This window comes from Collinsella sp. AM24-1, from assembly GCF_003470325.1.
Taxonomy (GTDB): Bacteria; Actinomycetota; Coriobacteriia; order Coriobacteriales; family Coriobacteriaceae; genus Collinsella.
The window spans coordinates 19,887-40,043 of record NZ_QRHM01000014.1 but is presented as its reverse complement, the minus strand read 5'-3'; the positions used below and the strand labels follow the sequence as shown (position 1 = coordinate 40,043).

Genomic DNA, 20,157 nt, shown 5'->3' with positions numbered 1-20,157 from the left:
CATGGGACACATGGCCCACCTTTCGAGACTCCCGGGCAGCACAAGCTGGGGCATATCTATAAGTAAGGAACCCGTTGGGGCACGGCCGGGCAACGGCCACAAGCAATGAACGGAGGCATAAGCCGCACAGCACACAGAGACATCCGCCGCCAGCGCAATCAGTACCCCAACAGCATGCGGCGCCGTGATGTCATCGGCAGACAAGGAGGACGCCACCATGAAGAAAAAGACCCTATCGATTCTTTCCCTTTGCATCGCCCTCTTTGCCGCATTTGCCCTTGTCGGCTGCGGCGGGAGCGCATCGGGCGGAAGCGGCAGCACCGCCAAGAGCGAGAGCAAGGAAAAGGCCCCCGTCGCCAAGAAGACCGACTTTATCTGGTTTAAGGTCGAGATGCCCGAGGGCGTCGGCGTAAGCGACTCCGCCGGCAAGAATGCCGACAGGGTCCAGCTCACCTTCCCCGAGAACGAGAACACCACAGTCGACCGTTTCATCCCCGTTTGGCAAGAGAAGATGACGGCCGAAGAGTCCTTTGCAGAGCAGGCCGAAAGGCACACTGGAACGTTCCAGTGGGAGGATGGCGACCCCGTCGAGTATAACGGCAGGACGTGGCTCGTCGGAACATACGAGGACAACAGCGGCATCTCAACCATGCTTTTTACCGACGTTGAGCCGGGAAGCGTCTACGTCCTCATCTCGAACTTCGACCAGCACAAGAAAGAAGCCGAGACGCTCCTCAACTCCATCGAGTTCCCCGACGACATGAAGAAAGCAGTTGACGAGGCACGCGAAGTCGAGATTTCGAGCATCGAGATCAAGTAACGGGACACCCGCACGTGCCTATGCGCACCCGCGTACACGCGCCCATTAAAACAACGGGCACCCAACCCCGGGGAGGGCCGACAGCATCGGCCCTCCCCTCTTTTGCGTCCGAGCATATTGCCACTTAACGGCGCAAATCCGGCCCTCAGAATGGGACACATGGCCCACCCTAGCGAGCCGCCCACGCGTACAGTAAAGGCAGGTAATCCATGGGCGGTTACAGATCGAGGAGGACACGACCATGAAAAAGAAGGCCTTTGCGATTCTCACCCTCTGCATGAGTCTTTTTGCCGCAGTTGCCCTGGTGGGTTGCGGTGGAAGCGGTGGCGCTGCCGGCAGTGGCGGTGGCGGCGGAGCAGAAAAGCCAGCCGTGGATATGAGGACCGACTTCATTTGGTTTAAGGTCGAGGTGCCCGAGGGCGTCGAAATCACGGACGTCGCAGACGACACCGCCGATAGGGCCCAGTTTAAGTTCACCGAGAGCGAGCACGCCAGCGATCGCTTCATCCCTGTCTTCGACTCCGACAAGAACGCCGACGAGCTGTTCGACTACGAGGCCAAATGGAAGGCCAACTTTGAGTGGACCGAGAATGACCCCGTCAAGTACAACGGCAAGACTTGGCGCAACGCTTCCTATACACACTCGGGCGGCGTGACGACTGAGTACTTCACCGAAGCAGGCGGCGGCAGCGTCTACGTGAGCATCGACAATGTCGAGGAGCACAAGGACGCCGTCAAGACCATGATGAAGTCTCTGGAATTTGCCGACGACATCGCCGAGGCCAAGACCGAGGCCATGGACGTCAAGCTCGACGATATCGAGATCAAGCGCTAAGCGACTGGCGAGCGCAACGGGAAACACGGTCGCAGTGCAAACAAGCGACGGTACCCCAGCGCTTCGTACCCAGGGAGGGCCGGTAAACCGACCCTCCCTTTCTTATGCCTGTAGCCGACGAACGCGAGGATGCCGGACGCCGGAACCGCCCCAAATGTGGCAACAGTACGAAAACGACAAACACCCCAACACGTCCGCCCACCGATTTATTGCGCCGCGCAGACAATTAAACCAGCATCTTTAAACATCTGGGCAGTATAGTGACCAAAACTATCGCATAACCGCACGCTGCGAATGGAGGAGTTATGACCGAACACCATGCCATCAGCCGCCGAGCATTTACGCTGGGCTTAGGTCTTGCGGCGCTGTCGCCACTTGCAAGCCTGCCAGAAACCGCGGCACCGGGCATTCCCCTGCGAGCGGCATTTGCAGACGACACGCCCAAACCGGCGGAGCACCTCGGTAATTTCGTCATTCGCCTTCGCCCCGCGGACTATTTTCGTACTGCAAGCGTCAACCAAGACGGCAACGTTCGCGGCAACGTCTGCCACCTGTTTAATGACGGTACGTCCAACAAGCTCATCCTTGAGAACGTAACGACCAAGAATGACGATACAAACTGGTATGCTATCCGCACCTTGCTCAATTTCGAAGAGCATAAAAAGACGGGCTACAGCATTTGGTCGGTCGACGACGACTCGGACAAAGATGGAAAGGTCATCCACGTATGGGGCGGCGAGTATGACAACAAGCCCAGCCGCGCTTTTGCGTTCGAGCGCCAATCAAACGGAACCTATATCATCCGAGACCGCACGGTCGAGAAAGAAACCGAGAAAAAAGACATTAAGTACTTGGCAATAGAATCGAACGGCAAAGACCAGGACAACAATAAGATCTGCCATAAGAGTAAGAGCATTCCGTGGGAGCTCGAACTTATCGGTTACGACATGAAAAAGAACGATGCCACGGTTAGCAGCCTCGACTGGATCACGTACAGCAGCTACGTCGATGGGCCATGTTGGATGAAATACGTCGACGACAACAAGTTCCTCGACGAGCTGAGCATCCCGGGTACGCACGATTCGGGCACCTGCAGCGTGGACAACGACACTGAGCCCCAATCCTCGCAAGTAAAATGCCAGCAGGATTACATTCCCACGCAGTTGCTCGAGGGAATCCGCTATTTTGATATCCGACTCGGAAAGGGCGACGACCCCGGTATCGACCACGGGATTTTCTACCTACTCAAAAAAGACGGGAACTATCTGCATCTCTCCGATGTCATCGGGTACTTCAAAACGTTTTTGAACGAAAACCTGTCAGAAGCGCTCATCATGCTCGTATCGCGCGGCAACGATGAGGCTACCGACGAAAGCATAACGACGGCTTTCGCCAAGGTTATGGACGATAATCCCGATCTGTTCTACACGTCGAGCCATGTCCCCACGCTGGGCGAGGTTCGCGGAAAGATCGTTCTGCTGCGTCGATTTGGGCTCGCCGGCAACAGTGCAAGCGGCCATACGTGGGGCCTCGACCTTACCGAATGGGATGACAAGATCAAGGCTCACTCCGACAGCACCACTATGTGTCTCGTCCAAGACGCGCGGGGCTTTGAAGCCGCGGGGGAAACAGGCGACAAAGAGCCCTATTGCACCAAGGTATACGCCCAGGACAAGTACAAACTCACGGGAACCGACAAGCTCAGCTGGGTCGATAATGCGCTGAAGGAAACGACCGGGCGCACGCGCAACAAGGTGGACGTCGTGGACGATGACAGGGCCAAGGTGCAAGTCCAGGAGCGTTGCTGGTCTATCAACTACACCAGCTGCACGGGCTTGTCGCACGGAGGCAATCCTTTTACCTCGGCACGAGTAGTCAACGAGCATCTGTACAAGAGCCCGTACATCAATCCCAGCGGCACCGAGGATACAAAGTCAGATTACCTCAAGCACATTGGCATCATCGCATCCGACTTTGTTGATGCGGCGCTGGCCCGGAGCATCTACCAGCGCAATTACAATTACGATACGAAGCACACGCAGTCGGCTTCGCGCTGCCTCCCGACCCGCATGCGCATGACATACGGCGACTCGCTGAGCGATGCCTCGCTCCAGGATGGCAAGACCGTTGGCGAGGGTCATTTCCGCCTTGTCGACAGCAGCAACGCGCTCAACGTGGAGGCTTCGGGAAGCGCTTTTGCCATCGAATACGTGGATGTCGATGCCCTGGGCAACGAGACCGTTACAGGACTGCAGGGCTTTGTGCCTATCGATATCGATCGACGCGCGGTGACGCCCCATTTTGAGGGACTCGAAGGCCTTAAGGCCGGCGAAGACGTGCGCGCCAAGATTGCGGCATCACTCGAGGGCAAGCTCGAAACCGATGCCTGCACAGCCCAGCTCGAGTTTGTGCACGACGCGAACGGCGCTCCGGGCACGGCAATGGCCGAGGGCGAAACATTTGCCGCAGGAACGTACTGGGTGCGCGTGAACGGTCTCTTGGGCGACGCGGCGCAGAACTACACGCTCGCCAGCGACGGAGCCGCAAGCTTTACCGTAGCGGCCTCGGGCAGTGCGGGCGGCAACGGCAGCGGCACGGGCTCCAACGCAGGTAGCGCCGACAAGAACGGCAAGGGCAACAAGAGAGACCAGGGCAAGAGCTCGGGCGGAAAGCTCGCCAACACGGGCGACGGTTCTGGCGTTGCCGCCGGGCTCGCTGCCGCCGCCGTAGCGACGACGGTCGCCGGCGCAGCAATGCTTGCAAATGACCGCGAAGACAACGGAGACGTTGACGATTAGGCCAGCCGGCCCTTTTGGACACATTGATTTAATGAGGGGCGCAGGACACCGTTCTGCGCCCCTATTTTTGTCATGAAGGAGTAGCAAAGTGTTGTTATCCATGCGTGTCACTCCCGCGGGGTTCGCTAAAACTGCCTCTATGGCCACATTTTAGTCACCGCAAGGCTCCCATGCGAAGGTGCCAGACAGCACAGCAATTCGTGTCCGCGCGAGGCTTTAAACTAGATGCGATAAAGATGCATTCCACAAGAGGAAAGTGGGGCGACAGTGATGGGCGAACTGGTAAACCGTGGAGAATCGGCAATCGTGCCCGAAGGTTTTTACAAGCAGGTTTCCTCGATTCTCAACGCCGCTCGCGACAAGGCTTATACCGCCGTTAACTTTGCGATGGTTGAGGCGTATTGGGAGATCGGCAAGAGCATTGTTGATGAGCAGGGCGGAGAGGAGCGCGCCAAGTATGGAGAGGCACTGCTCAAGGCCCTCGCAATCAAACTTACCAAAGATTTTGGTAAAGGTTTTGAAGCAAGAGAGCTGCGTAAAATGCGTCAGTTCCATCTTGCATTTCCAATTCGGGACTCACTGCGTCCCGAATTGAGCTGGACACATTACCGCAGGTTAATACGCATTCCTGACCCCGAAACTCGAACATGGTACATGAACGAATGCGCCGATTCTCGCTGGAGCACGCGTCAGCTCGAACGCCAGATCAACACCATGTTCCGAGAGCGCCTACTTGCCAGCAAGGACAAGGAGGTCGTCACCCAGGAAATCCAAAAGAGCACCCCGGCTCATCGCCCCGAGGATATCATCCGCGACCCATATGTGCTGGAGTTTTTAGGTTTCTCGGACGATACTGCGTTTCGCGAGAGCGATCTAGAGCAGGCGCTCATCACGCATCTTCAGAAGTTCCTGCTGGAGCTTGGCCGTGGCTTCGCTTTCGAGGCGCGCCAAAAGCGCATCACCTTTGATGGACGCCATTTCTATATTGACCTTGTTTTTTACAACTATCTGATGCGCTGCTTCGTGCTCATCGACCTTAAGACGGACGATCTTACGCATCAGGACCTGGGCCAGATGCAAATGTATGTGAACTACTACACGCGCGAGCTCATGAACGAAGGCGACAATCCGCCCATAGGCATCGTGCTCTGCGCGGACAAAAGCGATTCGATCGTCGAGTACACGCTGCCCGAAGACAACGACCAAGTGTTTGCCGCCAAATACCTGCCGTATCTTCCAAGCAAGGAAGAGCTGGCGCGCGAGCTGAGTGCCGAGTACCGCGCCATCAACGAAGCGACCAATGGCGAAACGCAAGGGTAGCAGCACGTTGCGACCGAAACGCCCGCACGCCTGTGAGCCGTCCCGCGCTGCGCTTCCCTACTTCCCAAAGATCGCAGCGAGCAAGCCCTTGCGTTTGGGCTTCTCTTCTCGGTAGGAACCCTCGACGGCGGCTGTAACCTGGCGCGGTTGCTCGCCGCCTCCACGGCGCACGATCTGATATAGGAAGGGTGATTTAACGTATTTGACCTCGATGGGCGTGGCATGCACAGTGCTTTCACCGGACAGATGCAGGCTCGGGTTGAGTGGCGCCACCACATGCGTCTCGCGCTTGTCGCTAAACACCACCGCGGCCGCGCGGCCCGTCTGGCCGTTTACGGCAATGCGCACCTGCTCGCCATCGCGGCTGTCTGTCGCCGGACGATCGACAAAGTAGACCGGCACCATCAGCAAACCATCCTTGTGCTTGCGGGCCTTGCGCGCCCGGGCGCGGATGCTCTTTTTATTGAGCCCCAGCACCGCCTCGGCATCGTTGCCGGCAATGTCGAGCGCCAGCTTATCAATGACCACCTGGTCCTTGGTAGATGCATCGACGGAGACAACGCGGAAGTCACCTTCCTGCATGGCCGGGTCAAACGGCCCAACCTTGGCAAAGTCCCACGGCTCCAAAATCCCCATAAGGCGAACGTCCAGGTAGTTTGCCCTGGAATACGCCCAGTCGAGCACCTCGTAGTACACCAGGGTCTCCTTGCTCAGCCCCTTGCCCGGGAAGGACGCCATCATGCGTAGATCCGCGAGCGCCATGGGGAAGTAGAAGAGCATCATGTCATTTTGAATCGCGTCTTCCACGTCGTGCCCGGCAAAGGCGTCGGGGTACTGGCGCACCAGCTGCAGCGCGTTGGCACGTGCCTGCTGCGGCGAGATTTCGCAGGGAATACCCTGCTCAGGTACATACTCCGCACCAACGCCCATAGTCAGGCGCTTGCTAAAGGTACCGGGTTTGAGCAGGTCGGCAACGCCGATCGTATTACCGCAGGACGGGCACTCAAACACGCGCTGGGTCGATGACCCCTCAAAGGACGCACCGCAGAAGGGGCAGGGAATGCTCACGTGCGCTGCCTCTTGGAACTCTTGAGCCGTGCCGCGGTCCTCCCACAGCAGATGCTCCAGAACCGACTGGTTGCGCCAGTACGAATTGAAGAAATACCAGTCCGGGTCCTCCGGGCGCTCGAGCTGCGACACATAGGTGAGCTTAAGCAGTCCATCGACAACCGTCAGTGGCGTATGGCGAATGCCCAGGGCGCTCTTGGGCTCCCCCGCATCGGCCTGCCACGGAACGACCGTGCCGCAATAGGCGCACTCAAAGCTGCGTTTAGCCTGGTGTGAGTACATAGGGCCGCCGCAGTTTTGGCATTTAATGGCAAACATCTCGTCCATGGATACGTCCTCCTTTGCGCAGGGGCTGTCGACATTAAGTATGTCGGGCGGGCAGGCACATGCCCATACCCATGTGGCCCAAAATGGAGCACCCGGTCGGACAAGAAGCCCCACTCGTTAGCACCAGCAGACCATTGCTGCATTTTCTGAGCATCGGCGCACGGTGCGCCCATGCGAGCTACACTATCCCCTTAACCATGATTGTGAGGACGATTGCCATGCTATTTGTAAATCGGCTGGTACATACGCTTGTTCCCGGCAGTGAGGACGAGCCGGTCGATACAACTTGTCGCACCAACGCGGGCTTTGCCGCAAGCCTTATCTGCATTGGCCTCAACATTGCCCTGTGCCTAGCCAAGGGCATCGCGGGCCTGCTCGCCGGCTCCGTCTCGCTCATCGCCGACGCCTTCAACAACCTCTCCGACGCCTCGAGCAACATCGTGAGCCTGCTCGGATTCCGCCTTGCCAGCCGCCCGGCAGACGAAGGCCACCCCTATGGCCACGGCCGCTACGAATACCTCGCCGGCCTGTTTGTCGCCGTCCTCGTTTGTGCCGTTGGCATCAACCTGGTGCTCGAGTCCGTTACCAAGATCATCAAGCCCTCCCCCACCGCCTACACGCTCGTTTCCCTTGCGGCACTGGCTGCGTCCATGCTCGTTAAGCTCTGGATGGCCGCGTTTAACCGCACGCTGGGCGACCGCATCGACTCGGAGACGCTCATCGCCACGGCGCAGGACTCCAAAAACGATGTCATCACCTCGGGCTCGGTCTTAGCAGCGGCGCTTATTTCGCAAACGACCGGCTTTGACCTCGACGGCTGGGCGGGCCTGGGCGTGGGCGTCTTCATTTGCATCAGCGGCATGGGCCTGGTGCGCGACGCCATCAGCCCGCTGCTGGGGCAAGCGCCCGACCCCAAGCTCGTCCAGGAAATCCGCGACAGGATCATGTCGTACCCCCAGGTCCTGGGCACGCACGACCTCATGGTACACGACTACGGCCCCGGCCGTCAGTTTGCCAGCGCACACGTGGAAATGCCCGGCGAGGGTGATGCCTTTGAGCACCACGAGATTCTGGACACCATCGAGCACGATATCAAACGCCAGATGGGCATTGGCATTACGCTGCACTGCGACCCCATCGCAACAACCGGTGATGACCTGCGCGGCTGGGTCAAGCGCGGCGTAGCGCAGATCGACCCCGCGCTTTCCATCCACGACCTGCACGAGCACGACGGGTTCGTTTCGTTTGACCTGGTGCGTCCCGACGACTTTGACATATCCGACGAGGAGCTGTTGGAGCTCGTCACGCGCATCGTGCACGAGCGCCGACCCAATGCCTCATGCGTCGTTACGTTTGACTCGGGCTTTAGCTCGCCCGACCGTCCGGCCGAGCAGCTGTAGCCCGCTTAACAGCTAGTTTCCCTGCGCGCCCGAGATGCCGTTTTGCAGTGCATTCCAGGCACCCGTCGCCATGTCGCCCAAGTTCTGCGCGGTGTCGCCCAGGTTTTGTGCCGTATCGCCCAGCTCTTGCGCCTTGTCTCCCAACTCCTGTGCCTTGTTGCTCAAGTCCTCCAGCGTATTGGAACTCGAGCTGTCGGTACCGCTTTGGCCGTCGGGCGAGTTGCCCGAGCTATTCTTGTGCGTGAGTTGAATTTCGAGGTTGCCGCTGTCGTTATAGTAAGCAGAAGTAACGACCCAGTTGGCATCGATGACGGGCGTTGAGCCATCATCAGTCAGGACCACGGCATTCGAAAGATTGGCGCCGCGCGACTTGAGAAGTTTCTTGGCGTTGGACCAGTACTGCCCCGGGATATCGCTCAGATCGACGGTGCTAGACGAGGCGGACTCGGTTTGCTCGGCAGCGGTATCAGCCGTTGAACTCCCTCGCTTGTTGAGCATGCCCGACACAATGGCAAACACAACCGACAGCGCAAAGAAGATCGCCAGCACGATGAGGATCTTCTTGATCACGCTCGACGAACGCGACGGCTTCTTCTCCTCGTCCTCGCCATATTGCGGAATCGACTTGGGGTACTCGCGATACGGCTCGCGCGACTCGTAGCGAGACTGCGCCGTGCGAGGCATATACGTCGTCTGCTGAGGCTGCGGAATGGGATTTTGCGGCAGGTCATCATAGGGATTCGGCGTCGAGGCGGCATAAGAATCCTGCGGCGCGTAATCAAACGGGTCCGGAGCTGCGTTGCCATAGGGGCCTTGCGAAGATACGGCATAAGAATCCCGCGCTGTGTCGCCATAGCCCATAACCCGGGTTGGCTCGGCAGAAGGCTGCGTCGCGGCGGGGTCGGTATAACCGGGGTTGGGAACAACGCGGGTCGCATCGGCGCTATCGCCAGCCTGCGCGGAACCGTAGCCGCCCATCACGGTTGTCTTGTCCTGATCCATGCAACGATTCCTTTCCGTCGCCCGTAAGCATCAAGTTATCCATGCATTCTACCCGCGCAAAAGCCCGTGACGGACAGAGCCCGTCCATATCTACAAGACAAGCGCGGCTAGAAAACAAAAGCCCCGCCGGGCCTTGTGGGCACGGCGGGGCGGACAAGCAGCTATGGGCAGCAGGCTTAGAACAGGCCGGTAATGTTGCCGTCGTTGTCGACGTCGATGTTTTCGGCCGCGGGAACCTTGGGCAGACCCGGCATGGTCAGAACGCTGCCAGTCAACGCAACCACAAAGTGGGCACCGGCGGAAACCTTGAGCTCGCGCACGGTGATGCGGAAGCCCTCGGGAGCGCCCAGCGCCTTGGCGTTGTCGCTAAAGCTGTACTGCGTCTTGGCGACGCACACCGGCAGGTTGCCAAAGCCGTTCTCGCGCAGCTCGGCGAGCTGACGCTTGGCAGCCGGCGTAAAGTCGACACCATCGGCGCGGTAAACCTTGGTGGCGACGGCCTCGAGGGCATCGGCCACATCGGCGCCGTCCTCGTAGGCAAACTTGAGCTCGCTCGGCTGCTCAATCAGGCGCATGACCTCATCGGCCAGGTCGAGCGCGCCCTCGCCGCCCTTGGCCCAGACCTCGGAAAGCTTAACGTTGACGCCGAGCTGCTGGCACTCGGACTCGATGAGCGCAAGCTCGGCCTCGGTGTCCGTCGGGAAGCGGTTGATGGCGACCACGCAGGGAAGACCATAGACGTTCTGGATATTGTCAACATGGCGCAGCAGGTTAGGCATGCCGGCCTTGAGGGCATCGAGGTTCTCGTCGTTGAGGTCGGCCTTGGCAACGCCACCGTTGTACTTCAGCGCACGAGCGGTCGCGACGACCACGACGGCGCTGGGGCGAACGCCCGTCATGCGGCACTTAATGTCGAGGAACTTCTCGGCACCCAGATCGGCACCGAAGCCGGCCTCGGTAATGGCGACATCGCCAAAGCGCATCGCCATACGCGTAGCCATGATGGAGTTGCAGCCGTGGGCAATGTTGGCGAAGGGACCGCCGTGGACAAACGCGGGCGTGCCCTCGAGCGTTTGCACCAGGTTGGGCTTGAGCGCGTCCTTAAGCAACGCGGCCATGGCACCCTGGGCCTTAAGGTCGCGGGCACGGACGGGCTCGCCGGCAAAGCTGTAGCCGACGACGATCTCACCCAAGCGTTCCTTGAGGTCGCTGATGCTCGTAGACAGGCACAGGATTGCCATGACCTCGGAGGCGACGGTGATATCGAAGCCGTCCTCGCGCGGCACGCCCTGGGCCTTACCGCCAATGCCGTCGATAACGTGGCGCAGCTGACGGTCGTTCATATCGACGACGCGCTTCCAAGTAATGCGCTTAACGTCAATACCGAGCTGATTGCCCTGCTGGATGTGGTTATCAAGCATGGCGGCCAGCAGGTTGTTGGCAGCACCGATAGCATGAAAGTCGCCGGTAAAGTGCAGGTTGATATCCTCCATGGGGATCACCTGAGCCCAGCCGCCACCGGCAGCACCGCCCTTAACGCCAAAGACGGGGCCGAGCGAAGGCTCGCGCAGGGCCACGGCGCTCTTGACGCCGCGGCGACGCAGGCCATCGGCCAGACCGATGGTCGTGGTGGTCTTGCCCTCGCCCGCAGGCGTTGGGTTGATAGCGGTCACGAGGACGAGCTTGGCCTGGTGATCAGTCGGCTCGTTGAGCAGTGAATAGTCGACCTTAGCCTTGTCGAAGCCGTACGGAATAAGGTGCTTAACGTCGACGCCGGCGTTCTTGGCCACCTCGGTAATAGGCAGTGGCGTGACAGAACGTGCGATTTCGATGTCAGTAGGCATGAGCGGTCCTTTCGTTACCGAATGAGAAAAAGACCAATTCAGCATAGCACGGGCGCGCAATAGTAAAACACCCGTAACCGATGAATGGCGATATGTTTATCCAATGCTCAGCGATAGCTTAACAGCCCGCCAAAACAAAGCGCCCTAAATGGTAGGGCGATAGCTTAACAGCCCGCCAAAACAAAGCGCCCTAAATGGTAGGTTCAATCCCCAAGTGCTCAAAGGTGCGAAGCGTTGCCTGGCGGCCCTGGGGCGTGCGAATCATCAAGCCGCACTGCAGCAGATAGGGCTCATAGACATCCTCGAGCGTTCCCGGGTCCTCGCCCACCGCGCTGGCAAGCGTTGTCAGGCCCACGGCACGTCCGGAGAACGTCTTAGCGAGTGTCTCCAAAATGCGAATATCCATCCAGTCCAGACCAAGCTCATCGATCTCGAAGAACTCGAGCGCCTGGCGGCAGATATCGAGCTCGATAGGGCCGTTGCCGCGCACCTGTGCGTAATCGCGCACGCGCTTGAGCAGGCGGTTGGCAAGACGTGGCGTGCCGCGCGAACGCGAGCCGATCTCGAGCGCACTGGGGTGGTCGATCGTCACGCCCAGGATGGACGCCGAGCGCGTCACAATCTGCGCGAGTTCTTCGACCGTGTAGTAATCCAGGCGATATGAAATGCCAAAGCGGTCGCGCAACGGGCCGGTCAACATGCCTGAGCGGGTCGTTGCCGCTACCAGCGTAAACTTGGGGATATCCAGGCGAATCGAGCGCGCCGCCGGACCCTTGCCAATCACGATATCGAGGGCAAAGTCCTCCATCGCGGGGTACAGGACCTCCTCGACCGAACGGTTGAGGCGGTGGATCTCGTCAATAAACAGCACATCACCCGGCTGCAGGTTGGTAAGGATAGCCGCCAGGTCACCGGTGCGCGCGATGGCAGGGCCACTCGTGGTCTTGATCTGAGCGCCCAGCTCGTTGGCGATAACGGTGGCCAGCGTGGTCTTGCCCAGGCCCGGAGGACCCGAGAAGATCACGTGGTCGAGCGTCTCGCCACGGCTCTGCGCCGCTTCGATCAACACGCGCAGGCTCTGCTTGATGTGCTCCTGGCCACAGTAGTCGTCCAGGCGCTGGGGGCGCAAAGTGCGGTCGACATCGAGGTCCTCGGCCGTCAGCTCCGAGCCCACCATGCGCTCGCCGTGCGCCATGGATGCCGCCGGCGAGTTGCCGGGCGTCGCCCACAGGTCCTGAGAGTCATCGGCTTCCCACATCACGCATCCATTCCGAGTCGCTTAAGCGCCGCGCCGAGCAGATCCTCGACACGCATGTTCTGCCCATCATACCCGCTCAGGGCAACATCGGTCTCCTGCGGGCTAAAGCCCATGGAAAGGAGCGCCGCACGGGCGTCATCGATGGCCGAGGGAGCGGCAGCGGGCACGGGCATCGCAACCTGGCCGGGAATCACGTCGACCGGCACAAAGCCCTTGTCCTTGGCAAAGGTGCTCTTGAGCTCCAGGATCAGACGCTGAGCTGTCTTTTTGCCCACACCGGGCACCTTGGCCATGCCCTTGTCGTCCTCGGCCATCACCAGCGAATACAATTGCCCCACGGTATAGGTGGAAAGCACGGCGAGCGCCAAGCGCGGGCCAACGCCCGAGACAGACACGAGCCGATCGAACATCGTGCGCTCATCCTTAGAGGAAAAACCGAAAAGTGTCATGGCGTCCTCGCGCACCTGCATACGCGTGTAGAGGCGGACCTCGCCGCCGGGCGTCGGCAACGTGGCCGCAGTGCTGCCCGAGATGCCGAGCTCAAAGCCAACGCCCGACACATCGACGACAGCAGAGCTCATCGTGGCCTCGACAAGCGTTCCGTGGAGCTGGGAGATCATCAGTATCCGGTTCCTCTCTGTTGATAGAACTCGCCGCCGGTAAGCGCCCGGGTACGGCTGAGGTTAACGTGGCAGATGGCGCAGGCCAGGGCATCGGCGGCATGGTCGGGATGCGGGTCGTGATCGAGCTGCGTGAGCGTGCGCACCATGTAGGCGACCTGCCGCTTATCTGCGGCACCGGTACCCACCACAGCCTGCTTGATCTGCATAGGCGTGTACTCGCCGATCTCGAGCGCGCACTCCGAAAGCGCCACGAGCGCGGCACCGCGGGCATGTGCCGTGGGGATTGCCGAGCGGACATTAGCGCCAAAGTAGATGCTCTCGATGGCAGCGGTATCGGGTCGATAACGCTCCACGACACCCTTGAGGTCGCGGGCGATATGCGACAGGCGCACCGCGAGCGGACTACCCGCGCTGGTCTCGATACAACCGTAGGCACGGCAGCGAACCTCGCCACGCCGCTCCTCGATAATCCCCCAACCCGTATGGGCCAAACCGGGGTCGATACCCAAAATGACCAAGCCAACCTCCCCTCGCCACAAGTACGGCGCAAGACAAGGCCTCGCGCACTATTCACGAACGTCTGTTCTAGAATAACACAACAGCGACCGTATCTAACAAGCAAGGTTGAACCATAGGTTGAGCATAAGTCAGCGAGCGAGTCCCTGCCGTGGCAAGGTGTCGCGAAAGAGGAGCGCCGCGTACTTCTGTACGCAAGCGACGGTTTGAGCGGCAGATTGCCCGACAGGGGCTCGCGCAGCGTCGACTCGTTACGCGGTTTGGCAAAACCGCGTAACCTTGGCCCCGTCCCCAGTTTAGTTCTGCGAGAAGAATGGGAACTGTCGGGGATCCACCGGCGGATGCGGCATCGGACCACCCTGGGGACCACCTTGCGAGCCGCCCTGACCGCCCATCATCTTATCGATGGCGTCCTGAACCTCGCCCTCGAACTTCTTCATTCCCTCGTGCAAACGACGCTGACCGTCCTCGGAGCGCAGCTCCTCCATCTGCTCGGGCGAAATACCCAGTAGCTCGCCCAGCACGCCCATCATCTCGTTTCGCATGCGCTCACTCGTATCCTCGTCAGCAAAACGGCGCACCTCGGCGCGCGCCAGCGAATCGACCGACATACGCTCCTTGCCATTAAGCCCCAGGTCGGACCAGGCGAGCATGTACGGCCAAGAGCGCTCGGCAAACGAGCGGGACGAGACGATCGGTGCCGTCGGCAATATGCGGCGGGCAGCCTCACCCTGTCGAACGAGCATCAGCAGCAGCGAGCAGGCCTCAGGCTTGCCAGCGGCCATCGGGATGTCGTCGAAAGATCGATTGCGGTCCACGTGCGCCTCGAGCGCACCATCGACCTCACCCGGTTCGAGCCCACCGAGCAGCTGCGCCGCGCGGTCGAGCATGTCGACCGGACCGTCGAGCGTCGAGAGCGCTTGCGCCAGCACGCGTTCCATGCAATCCTCCACCGCGTTGAGCGTCACGAGCTCTTGGGGCACCACGGCAGACGTGCGGTTGCGCACACGTGCCACAAACTCAAGCGTCGACAGATACACATCGCCAAAGGGCGCAAAGTCGCCCTGGTAGCCGCCGGAAAGGGCGGGCGCCGCCAGCGCGTACTCGGTTTTGGACAGCGGGCTCAGCGCCATCGCACCCAGCTCGAGCGCCGTGTCCTCCAGCATGAGGCCCAACGTGCGCGAGCGCAGACGCTCGGCATCGCCCGCCGACACGTCGCGATCGAGCACACGCGCCGCATCCGGTGCATCGCGCTCGACGGTGCGAATGTGCAGACGCTCGGCGATGGCGCGGACGGCGGCACAGCGGGCGGCCTCCACCTCCTCCTGCGCCGGCGTAAAAATACGGTTGCGCCCCAGCACCAGGCCAATCACATTACGCGGGCCCAGAGCGTCGACGGCCAGCGCCGCCAGCAGGGACGACGGCAAGTCACCCTCGAGTGCCACCACAGCACGCGACGCACCGTGGGCTCGGGCGTTGTCGCGCACAGCGAGCACCAGCGCCTGCCACAGCCACTCCTCGGAACGAAACTCGGGCAGTTCGTGATCTTCCAGGGCATCGAGCATCACGCCGCGCTGAATCTCCTGAACCAGCAGGCTCTCCTCAAAACACGGCGCCTGGGCCACCACGCGGCCGCAGTCGTCGAGCACAAACGAACCGCCGGTATACACCGACTCGTCATAGGCACCGACCGGCGCCATGCAGGCAAACCACACGCTGCGCTTGGATGCGATCTTGCGGTAGGCGCCGCTGCGTACGGCGGCAATGGCAGCAGTCTCGCGGTCGGTCATGTCAAACGCGTTGAATTGGAAATACGCAATGAGGTCGACGCCAGTCGGCAGCATCTCGAGTTCGCGGTCCAGGTCAAACACCACGGCGATGCGCACGCCGTCCACGTCAAACACCGGCGGCGCCCAGCGCGTATCATTGTTCTCGCCGCGCTGCAGGGCAATGCTCGAACGCGCCGGCACCACATGACCGTCCTTGAGCATCATGTAGTCGAGCAGCGGCTGACCCTCAAACGAAACCGCCGCGGGCACGATGCAGATCATGTCAAGCTCCTGGATGCGCTCGGCGACACCAGTCAAGCCGGCAAGCATGTCGTGCTCAAAGTCGGCAGCGCCCACCAGGCCCCCGGGCATGGCGCCCATAAAGAGCGGAGCCGGAACGCACAGCACGCGCGCCCCGCGCCCGTGGGCCAGACGAGCCTGGTCCTCGATGCGGCCGCAAATGCCCTCAATATCACCCAGGCGCATATCGATCTGTGCAAGCGCGAACTTCATGGCTCAGCCCTTTCCGTCGTAAACCATCGTTGTCGCAGTAAAAGCGCCGGCCGCATAATGCAGTCGGCGCTCGCATGTGCATATGCTAGCTATGATACCCCGAGCGGGGGCGCGCTCCTAGAACGTCGCGGACCACAGCCCGTGCAGGTTGCAGTAGGCATAGACGGTACCGGTCTTGGAACCGCCGGCAAAAAACGTCGCGGGCTTCATGCCGGGCTCAAGGTAATGGACCTCCAGACGGCCCTCGGCCTCAAGGGCGATCCACTCAATATAGTGCTCGGGCAGGCTGGGATGCTCGACCGAGCCAACGCGTGCGCGGATCACGTGACCGTCGCGCTCGGTCTCGACGACCGGCACGTGTTTCTCGTGCGCCGCATCCTCGGTGTTCGCGGTCAGCTCCGTGCAGCCGGCAGGGGTTGCAACGTCGTTGCCAAGGGCGGCAATGAGCTTACCGTCGGGGTCCTTAAAAAATTTCGCCATGATGTTCTCCTTTGCTGATGTGCCGATGTTCTCGATGCTTCTTATGCCCAAAGGCGCGCGAACCATCCACGGCATCGCAAATGAACACATAATGAGCGAGGCTAGCGCCCGTCGCCGCCCAGCAGCGCCAGAACATCCTCGCGGGTAAACAGCGCCGAGGAGATGCCGTCGCCGCCGAGCACGCTGTTGACCAGGTCGCGCTTGGACTCCTGCATCTGCATGATGCGCTCCTCGATCGTGTCCTTGGCGATGAGCTTGTACACGGTCACGGTATGTTGCTGGCCAATACGATGCGCGCGGTCGGTCGCTTGGTCCTGCGCCGCCACGTTCCACCACGGGTCGTAGTGGATGACCACGTCGGCCGCCGTCAGGTTAAGGCCCACGCCGCCCGCCTTGAGCGAAATCAAAAAGACCGGGACCTCGCCCGCTTGGAACTGCGCGACCATCTTGGCGCGGCTCTCCTTAGACGAAGCGCCCGTGAGCTTAAGGAAGGCGATGTCCTCCTTGGCCAAGCGCTTACCGATGATATCGAGCATACCCGTAAACTGGCTGAACAACAGGATGCGATGCCCGCCGTCGAGTGCGCCGTGCACGAGCTCCATACACGTATCGAGCTTTGCGCTCCCCGCCTTGTAATCCTCGTAGTGTAGACGTGGGTCGCAGCAGATCTGGCGCAGCTTGGTGAGCTCGGCGAGCACCTTGAGCTTGTCCTTCTTAAACTCCCCAGCCTCGCGGTGCTGCACCTGCTGGGCGATGCGGTCCTGGTTGGCCAGGTAGAGCTTGCGTTGCTCGCCGGTAAGCTGTGCCATGACGGTGTCCTCGATCTTCTCGGGCAGGTCGGCCACCACGTCTTCCTTAACACGGCGCAGCACAAACGGCGACACGAGCGCCTGCAGGCGAGCGGCGCTATCGCCCTCGGCATGCTCGACGGGGCTCTCAAAGCGCTTGGCAAACGACTCGCGCGTCCCCAAAAGGCCCGGCATCAAAAAGTCGAAGATGCTCCAGAGCTCGGACAGGCGGTTTTCGATGGGCGTGCCCGTCAGGGCAAAGCGCACGCCGGCAGGCAGGCGCTTGGCAGCGCGCGCCACCTGCGTGAGCGGATTTTTAATGTACTGTGCCTCATCGAGCACCACGCGGGCAAAATCCTGCTCGACGTACTCATCGATATCGCGCCGCATAAGGTCATACGACGTTACGACCACGCTATGCTCGGCCACGCCGGCGATCTGCACGCGGCGTTGAGCCTTGGCGCCCACAATGGCGCACACATCGAGCGACGGGGCAAAGCGCTCCAGCTCGGCAGTCCAGTTGTACACGAGTGAGGCCGGGCATACCACGAGCGTGGGCTTGGTGTCCCCCGCCTCCACGCGCGCCAGAATATGCGCAATCATCTGGAGCGTTTTGCCCAGGCCCATGTCGTCGGCCAAGATGCCGCCAAGGCCCAGGTGTTCGAGCGAGCCGAGCCACTGGTATCCGTCGACCTGGTAGCCGCGCATCGTTGCCTTGAGCGATGCCGGCACCGTAAAGTCCATCTTGCCGAGCGTATCCAGGCGCTCGACGGTACGGCGGAACGCAGCGTCGCGATCGGCCTCGAGCGCCGGCGTGCGTGCGAGCATGCTGTCGACGAACAGGGTACTCGACGCGGGAAGCGACACGCCGTCGAGCAGGTCGACGGCATCGACACCCAGGTCCTCGGCAAGGCCAAACGCGGCGCGCGCCCCCTCGTCCAGGCGAATGATGTCGCCGGACGTAAGGCGCGCAAACGTTTGATGGCGCTTGTACGAATCGAGATAGACGGCAAGGTCCGCGGCCGAAAGCCCGCTCGCGCCCAGCTCGACATCGAGCAGATTGCTCTTAACGGTCGCACGAACCGAGAGCTTGGGCGCGGGGCGGACCGAGATCTGGCGCAGACGGTCGCTAAGCATGACCTCACCCAGCTCGGACAGGGCGGACAGGCCCTCGGTCAGCAGGCAGAACAAGCGGGCGTCATCGCGCTCCTCAAACGCCAGACCGCCCTCGTAGAAATCGAAGTACAGGGCCGCCGTATCCATAACGCGAAACTCCGCCACCTCGTCGCGGGGTGGCACACCGGGGCGCTGCTCTTCGAAGGGGCTGCCCGGAGCGCCCAGGCCAAAGAGATCCGCCGACCAGTCACCGTAGGTAACCGTAATCTTGCAGGTCACGAGCCCATCGTCGACGCCGATTGCCATGGCAAAGCTCGGCTCGGGCGCCACGGTATCGAGCGCAGCGGGCGCGGTAAGGTCGGTATAGTCGCGCAAAATGGGCAGCGCCATACGGCAGAACTCCCCCACCTGCTCGGCGGCGATATGGGCGGGCGTGCGGCACGGCAGCAAGCGCGACAAAAAAGGTGCGGCATGCTGAGCAAATGCAGCGTCGGTACGGCGCGCGCGGCGCGTGTCAACCAAGTAGGCGGCATCGCCCGACGCAAAGCAGTACATATCGGCGGGCAGGCGCAGGTCATAGCTACCACCAGCCGCCGGCGCGATTTTGGCGGCAAGCAGCGGTGGACGCTTAGCGGATGCCCCGTCCTCCCCTTGCGGAGACAGCTCAACCGCCACGTCGTAGGTGCGATGCGTCGTCATCCCCCGCGACCAGGCGGGCTCAAAGGAGATGGTCTGGCCGCGCAGCAGGTCCAGCACATATACGATGCTATGCTCGGACAGCGGCAACTGACGCTCGGCAACAAAACCGCTGCGGACAAAGTCGTACGACGCCGAACGCGAGCTTGTGATGTCATCGAGATAGGCAACTGTCGTCGCAACAAGGTTGAGCAGCTTTGCCGATGTTTCGTCAAAGGCCTCAGGTGAATGGGCAAACGTGAGCTTCTTGCCATAGGAGAACGTGCCGCCGCGCACGTAGGCATCGGCCATGCCGTCGATGTCCTTGACCACGTAGGAGACCGATCCACAGCGAATGCGGAACTCGAGCGCCCAGCTAAAGCGGTCAGCGAACAGCGGATTGTAGTACGGCACCAACGAGGGCTCCAACGCCGCTTTGGGGGCGTCGGGATCAACGGCACCGGCAAGCTTGCGGCGCATGCTCGCCAGCTCATCCATGCGCGCGTCCGAAAGATCGGAAAGCGCCGCCACAAGGCTCGGGCTCGTGGGGACGGGCGCCGGGAAGGGAAAGTTGGGGTTGACGGCCGGCGCGGCGGACGCGGCGCGCGCGGGCTGTTTCGGCTGCGCCGTAAACGTGCGAACCGGCGTGCGCAAACCTTCGACGGGCTCGGCGCCGCTGGCATCCAAATACGCCAGCGCCGTGGCAATAGCGTGCTTACACATACCGGGGTAACGATAGGCGGCGGGACAATCGCAGTCGTAGTCGATCACCTCGTGCTCGTCCATGTCGAGCGCCACGTGCGTCTTGTACAGGTCGCCGCGCGAGCCGCGCACCGAGCCCTCAACCGTCACGTTTTTGGAGAAGCGCGAGCCGCTGTCCTCGATCGACAGCACGGCGCCGTTGAGCATGAGCGAACGCCCCTTCATAAAGGTGCCGCTCAACGCCGCCTCTTTGCGAAGCGCCTGCACAAACGTCCCCTGCGCCATCACTTCCTCCAATCTCAC

The 20,157-nt window shown here is 61.0% G+C and carries 14 protein-coding genes; 5 read left to right on the top strand and 9 right to left on the bottom strand.

Going from position 1 to position 20,157, the window contains the following annotated elements; all coding sequences use genetic code 11:
• Positions 1-217: 217 nt before the first annotated feature.
• The 4 genes from DW661_RS06645 to DW661_RS06630 all read left to right on the top strand — a co-directional run bounded on the left by DW661_RS06645 (position 218) and on the right by DW661_RS06630 (position 5,773).
• Positions 218-820, top strand: a complete 603-nt coding sequence (locus tag DW661_RS06645; RefSeq protein WP_118335111.1) for a hypothetical protein — start codon at positions 218-220, stop codon at positions 818-820.
• Between the two features lie 241 nt (positions 821-1,061).
• Entirely contained in the window at positions 1,062-1,655 is a 594-nt protein-coding gene (locus DW661_RS06640; RefSeq protein WP_118935117.1) for a hypothetical protein, read from the top strand.
• A gap of 305 nt (positions 1,656-1,960) precedes the next feature.
• The gene (locus tag DW661_RS06635; protein WP_118935115.1) at positions 1,961-4,453 is read left to right on the top strand and encodes a phosphatidylinositol-specific phospholipase C; all 2,493 of its coding nucleotides are present in this window, start codon (positions 1,961-1,963) and stop codon (positions 4,451-4,453) included.
• Positions 4,454-4,723: 270 nt separating this feature from the next.
• Positions 4,724-5,773, top strand: coding sequence for a YhcG family protein (locus tag DW661_RS06630; RefSeq protein ID WP_118935113.1), 1,050 nt, complete (start codon positions 4,724-4,726; stop codon positions 5,771-5,773).
• A 57-nt stretch (positions 5,774-5,830) separates the two neighbouring features.
• On the opposite strand, the gene DW661_RS06625 is transcribed toward DW661_RS06630, so the two are convergent.
• Positions 5,831-7,168 (bottom strand): hypothetical protein, encoded by a 1,338-nt coding sequence (locus DW661_RS06625; RefSeq protein ID WP_118935112.1) that lies wholly within the window; start codon positions 7,166-7,168, stop codon positions 5,831-5,833.
• A 218-nt stretch (positions 7,169-7,386) separates the two neighbouring features.
• On the opposite strand from DW661_RS06625, the gene DW661_RS06620 reads away from it, so the two are divergent.
• Positions 7,387-8,568, top strand: coding sequence for a cation diffusion facilitator family transporter (locus DW661_RS06620; RefSeq protein WP_117583976.1), 1,182 nt, complete (start codon positions 7,387-7,389; stop codon positions 8,566-8,568).
• Between the two features lie 12 nt (positions 8,569-8,580).
• Here the strand turns inward: DW661_RS06620 and DW661_RS06615 are convergent, their stop codons facing one another.
• The 8 genes from DW661_RS06615 to DW661_RS06580 form a co-directional block, all read right to left on the bottom strand.
• Positions 8,581-9,570 (bottom strand): hypothetical protein, encoded by a 990-nt coding sequence (locus DW661_RS06615; RefSeq protein WP_089572154.1) that lies wholly within the window; start codon positions 9,568-9,570, stop codon positions 8,581-8,583.
• A 176-nt stretch (positions 9,571-9,746) separates the two neighbouring features.
• A complete protein-coding gene (locus tag DW661_RS06610) occupies positions 9,747-11,414 on the bottom strand; it encodes a formate--tetrahydrofolate ligase (protein WP_117629583.1) in 1,668 nt (555 codons plus the stop codon).
• Between the two features lie 190 nt (positions 11,415-11,604).
• A complete protein-coding gene (ruvB, locus tag DW661_RS06605; RefSeq protein ID WP_117629582.1) occupies positions 11,605-12,672 on the bottom strand; it encodes a Holliday junction branch migration DNA helicase RuvB in 1,068 nt (355 codons plus the stop codon).
• Entirely contained in the window at positions 12,672-13,292 is a 621-nt protein-coding gene (gene ruvA / locus DW661_RS06600; RefSeq protein ID WP_055310211.1) for a Holliday junction branch migration protein RuvA, read from the bottom strand. Before ruvA ends, ruvB begins: the two co-directional genes overlap by 1 nt.
• Positions 13,292-13,813: a crossover junction endodeoxyribonuclease RuvC gene (gene ruvC / locus DW661_RS06595; RefSeq protein ID WP_035137351.1), complete on the bottom strand. Its 522-nt coding sequence runs from the start codon at positions 13,811-13,813 to the stop codon at positions 13,292-13,294. The genes ruvA and ruvC overlap by 1 nt, the downstream gene beginning before the upstream one ends.
• A 294-nt stretch (positions 13,814-14,107) precedes the next feature.
• The gene (locus DW661_RS06590) at positions 14,108-16,093 is read right to left on the bottom strand and encodes a hypothetical protein (protein WP_117629581.1); all 1,986 of its coding nucleotides are present in this window, start codon (positions 16,091-16,093) and stop codon (positions 14,108-14,110) included.
• Between the two features lie 117 nt (positions 16,094-16,210).
• Positions 16,211-16,573, bottom strand: coding sequence for a desulfoferrodoxin family protein (locus tag DW661_RS06585; RefSeq protein WP_089572163.1), 363 nt, complete (start codon positions 16,571-16,573; stop codon positions 16,211-16,213).
• A 101-nt stretch (positions 16,574-16,674) separates the two neighbouring features.
• Positions 16,675-20,139 carry an SNF2-related protein gene (locus DW661_RS06580; RefSeq protein ID WP_118935110.1) on the bottom strand — a complete coding sequence of 1,155 codons (3,465 nt, stop codon included), beginning with the start codon at positions 20,137-20,139 and terminating at the stop codon, positions 16,675-16,677.
• Positions 20,140-20,157: the final 18 nt, after the last annotated feature.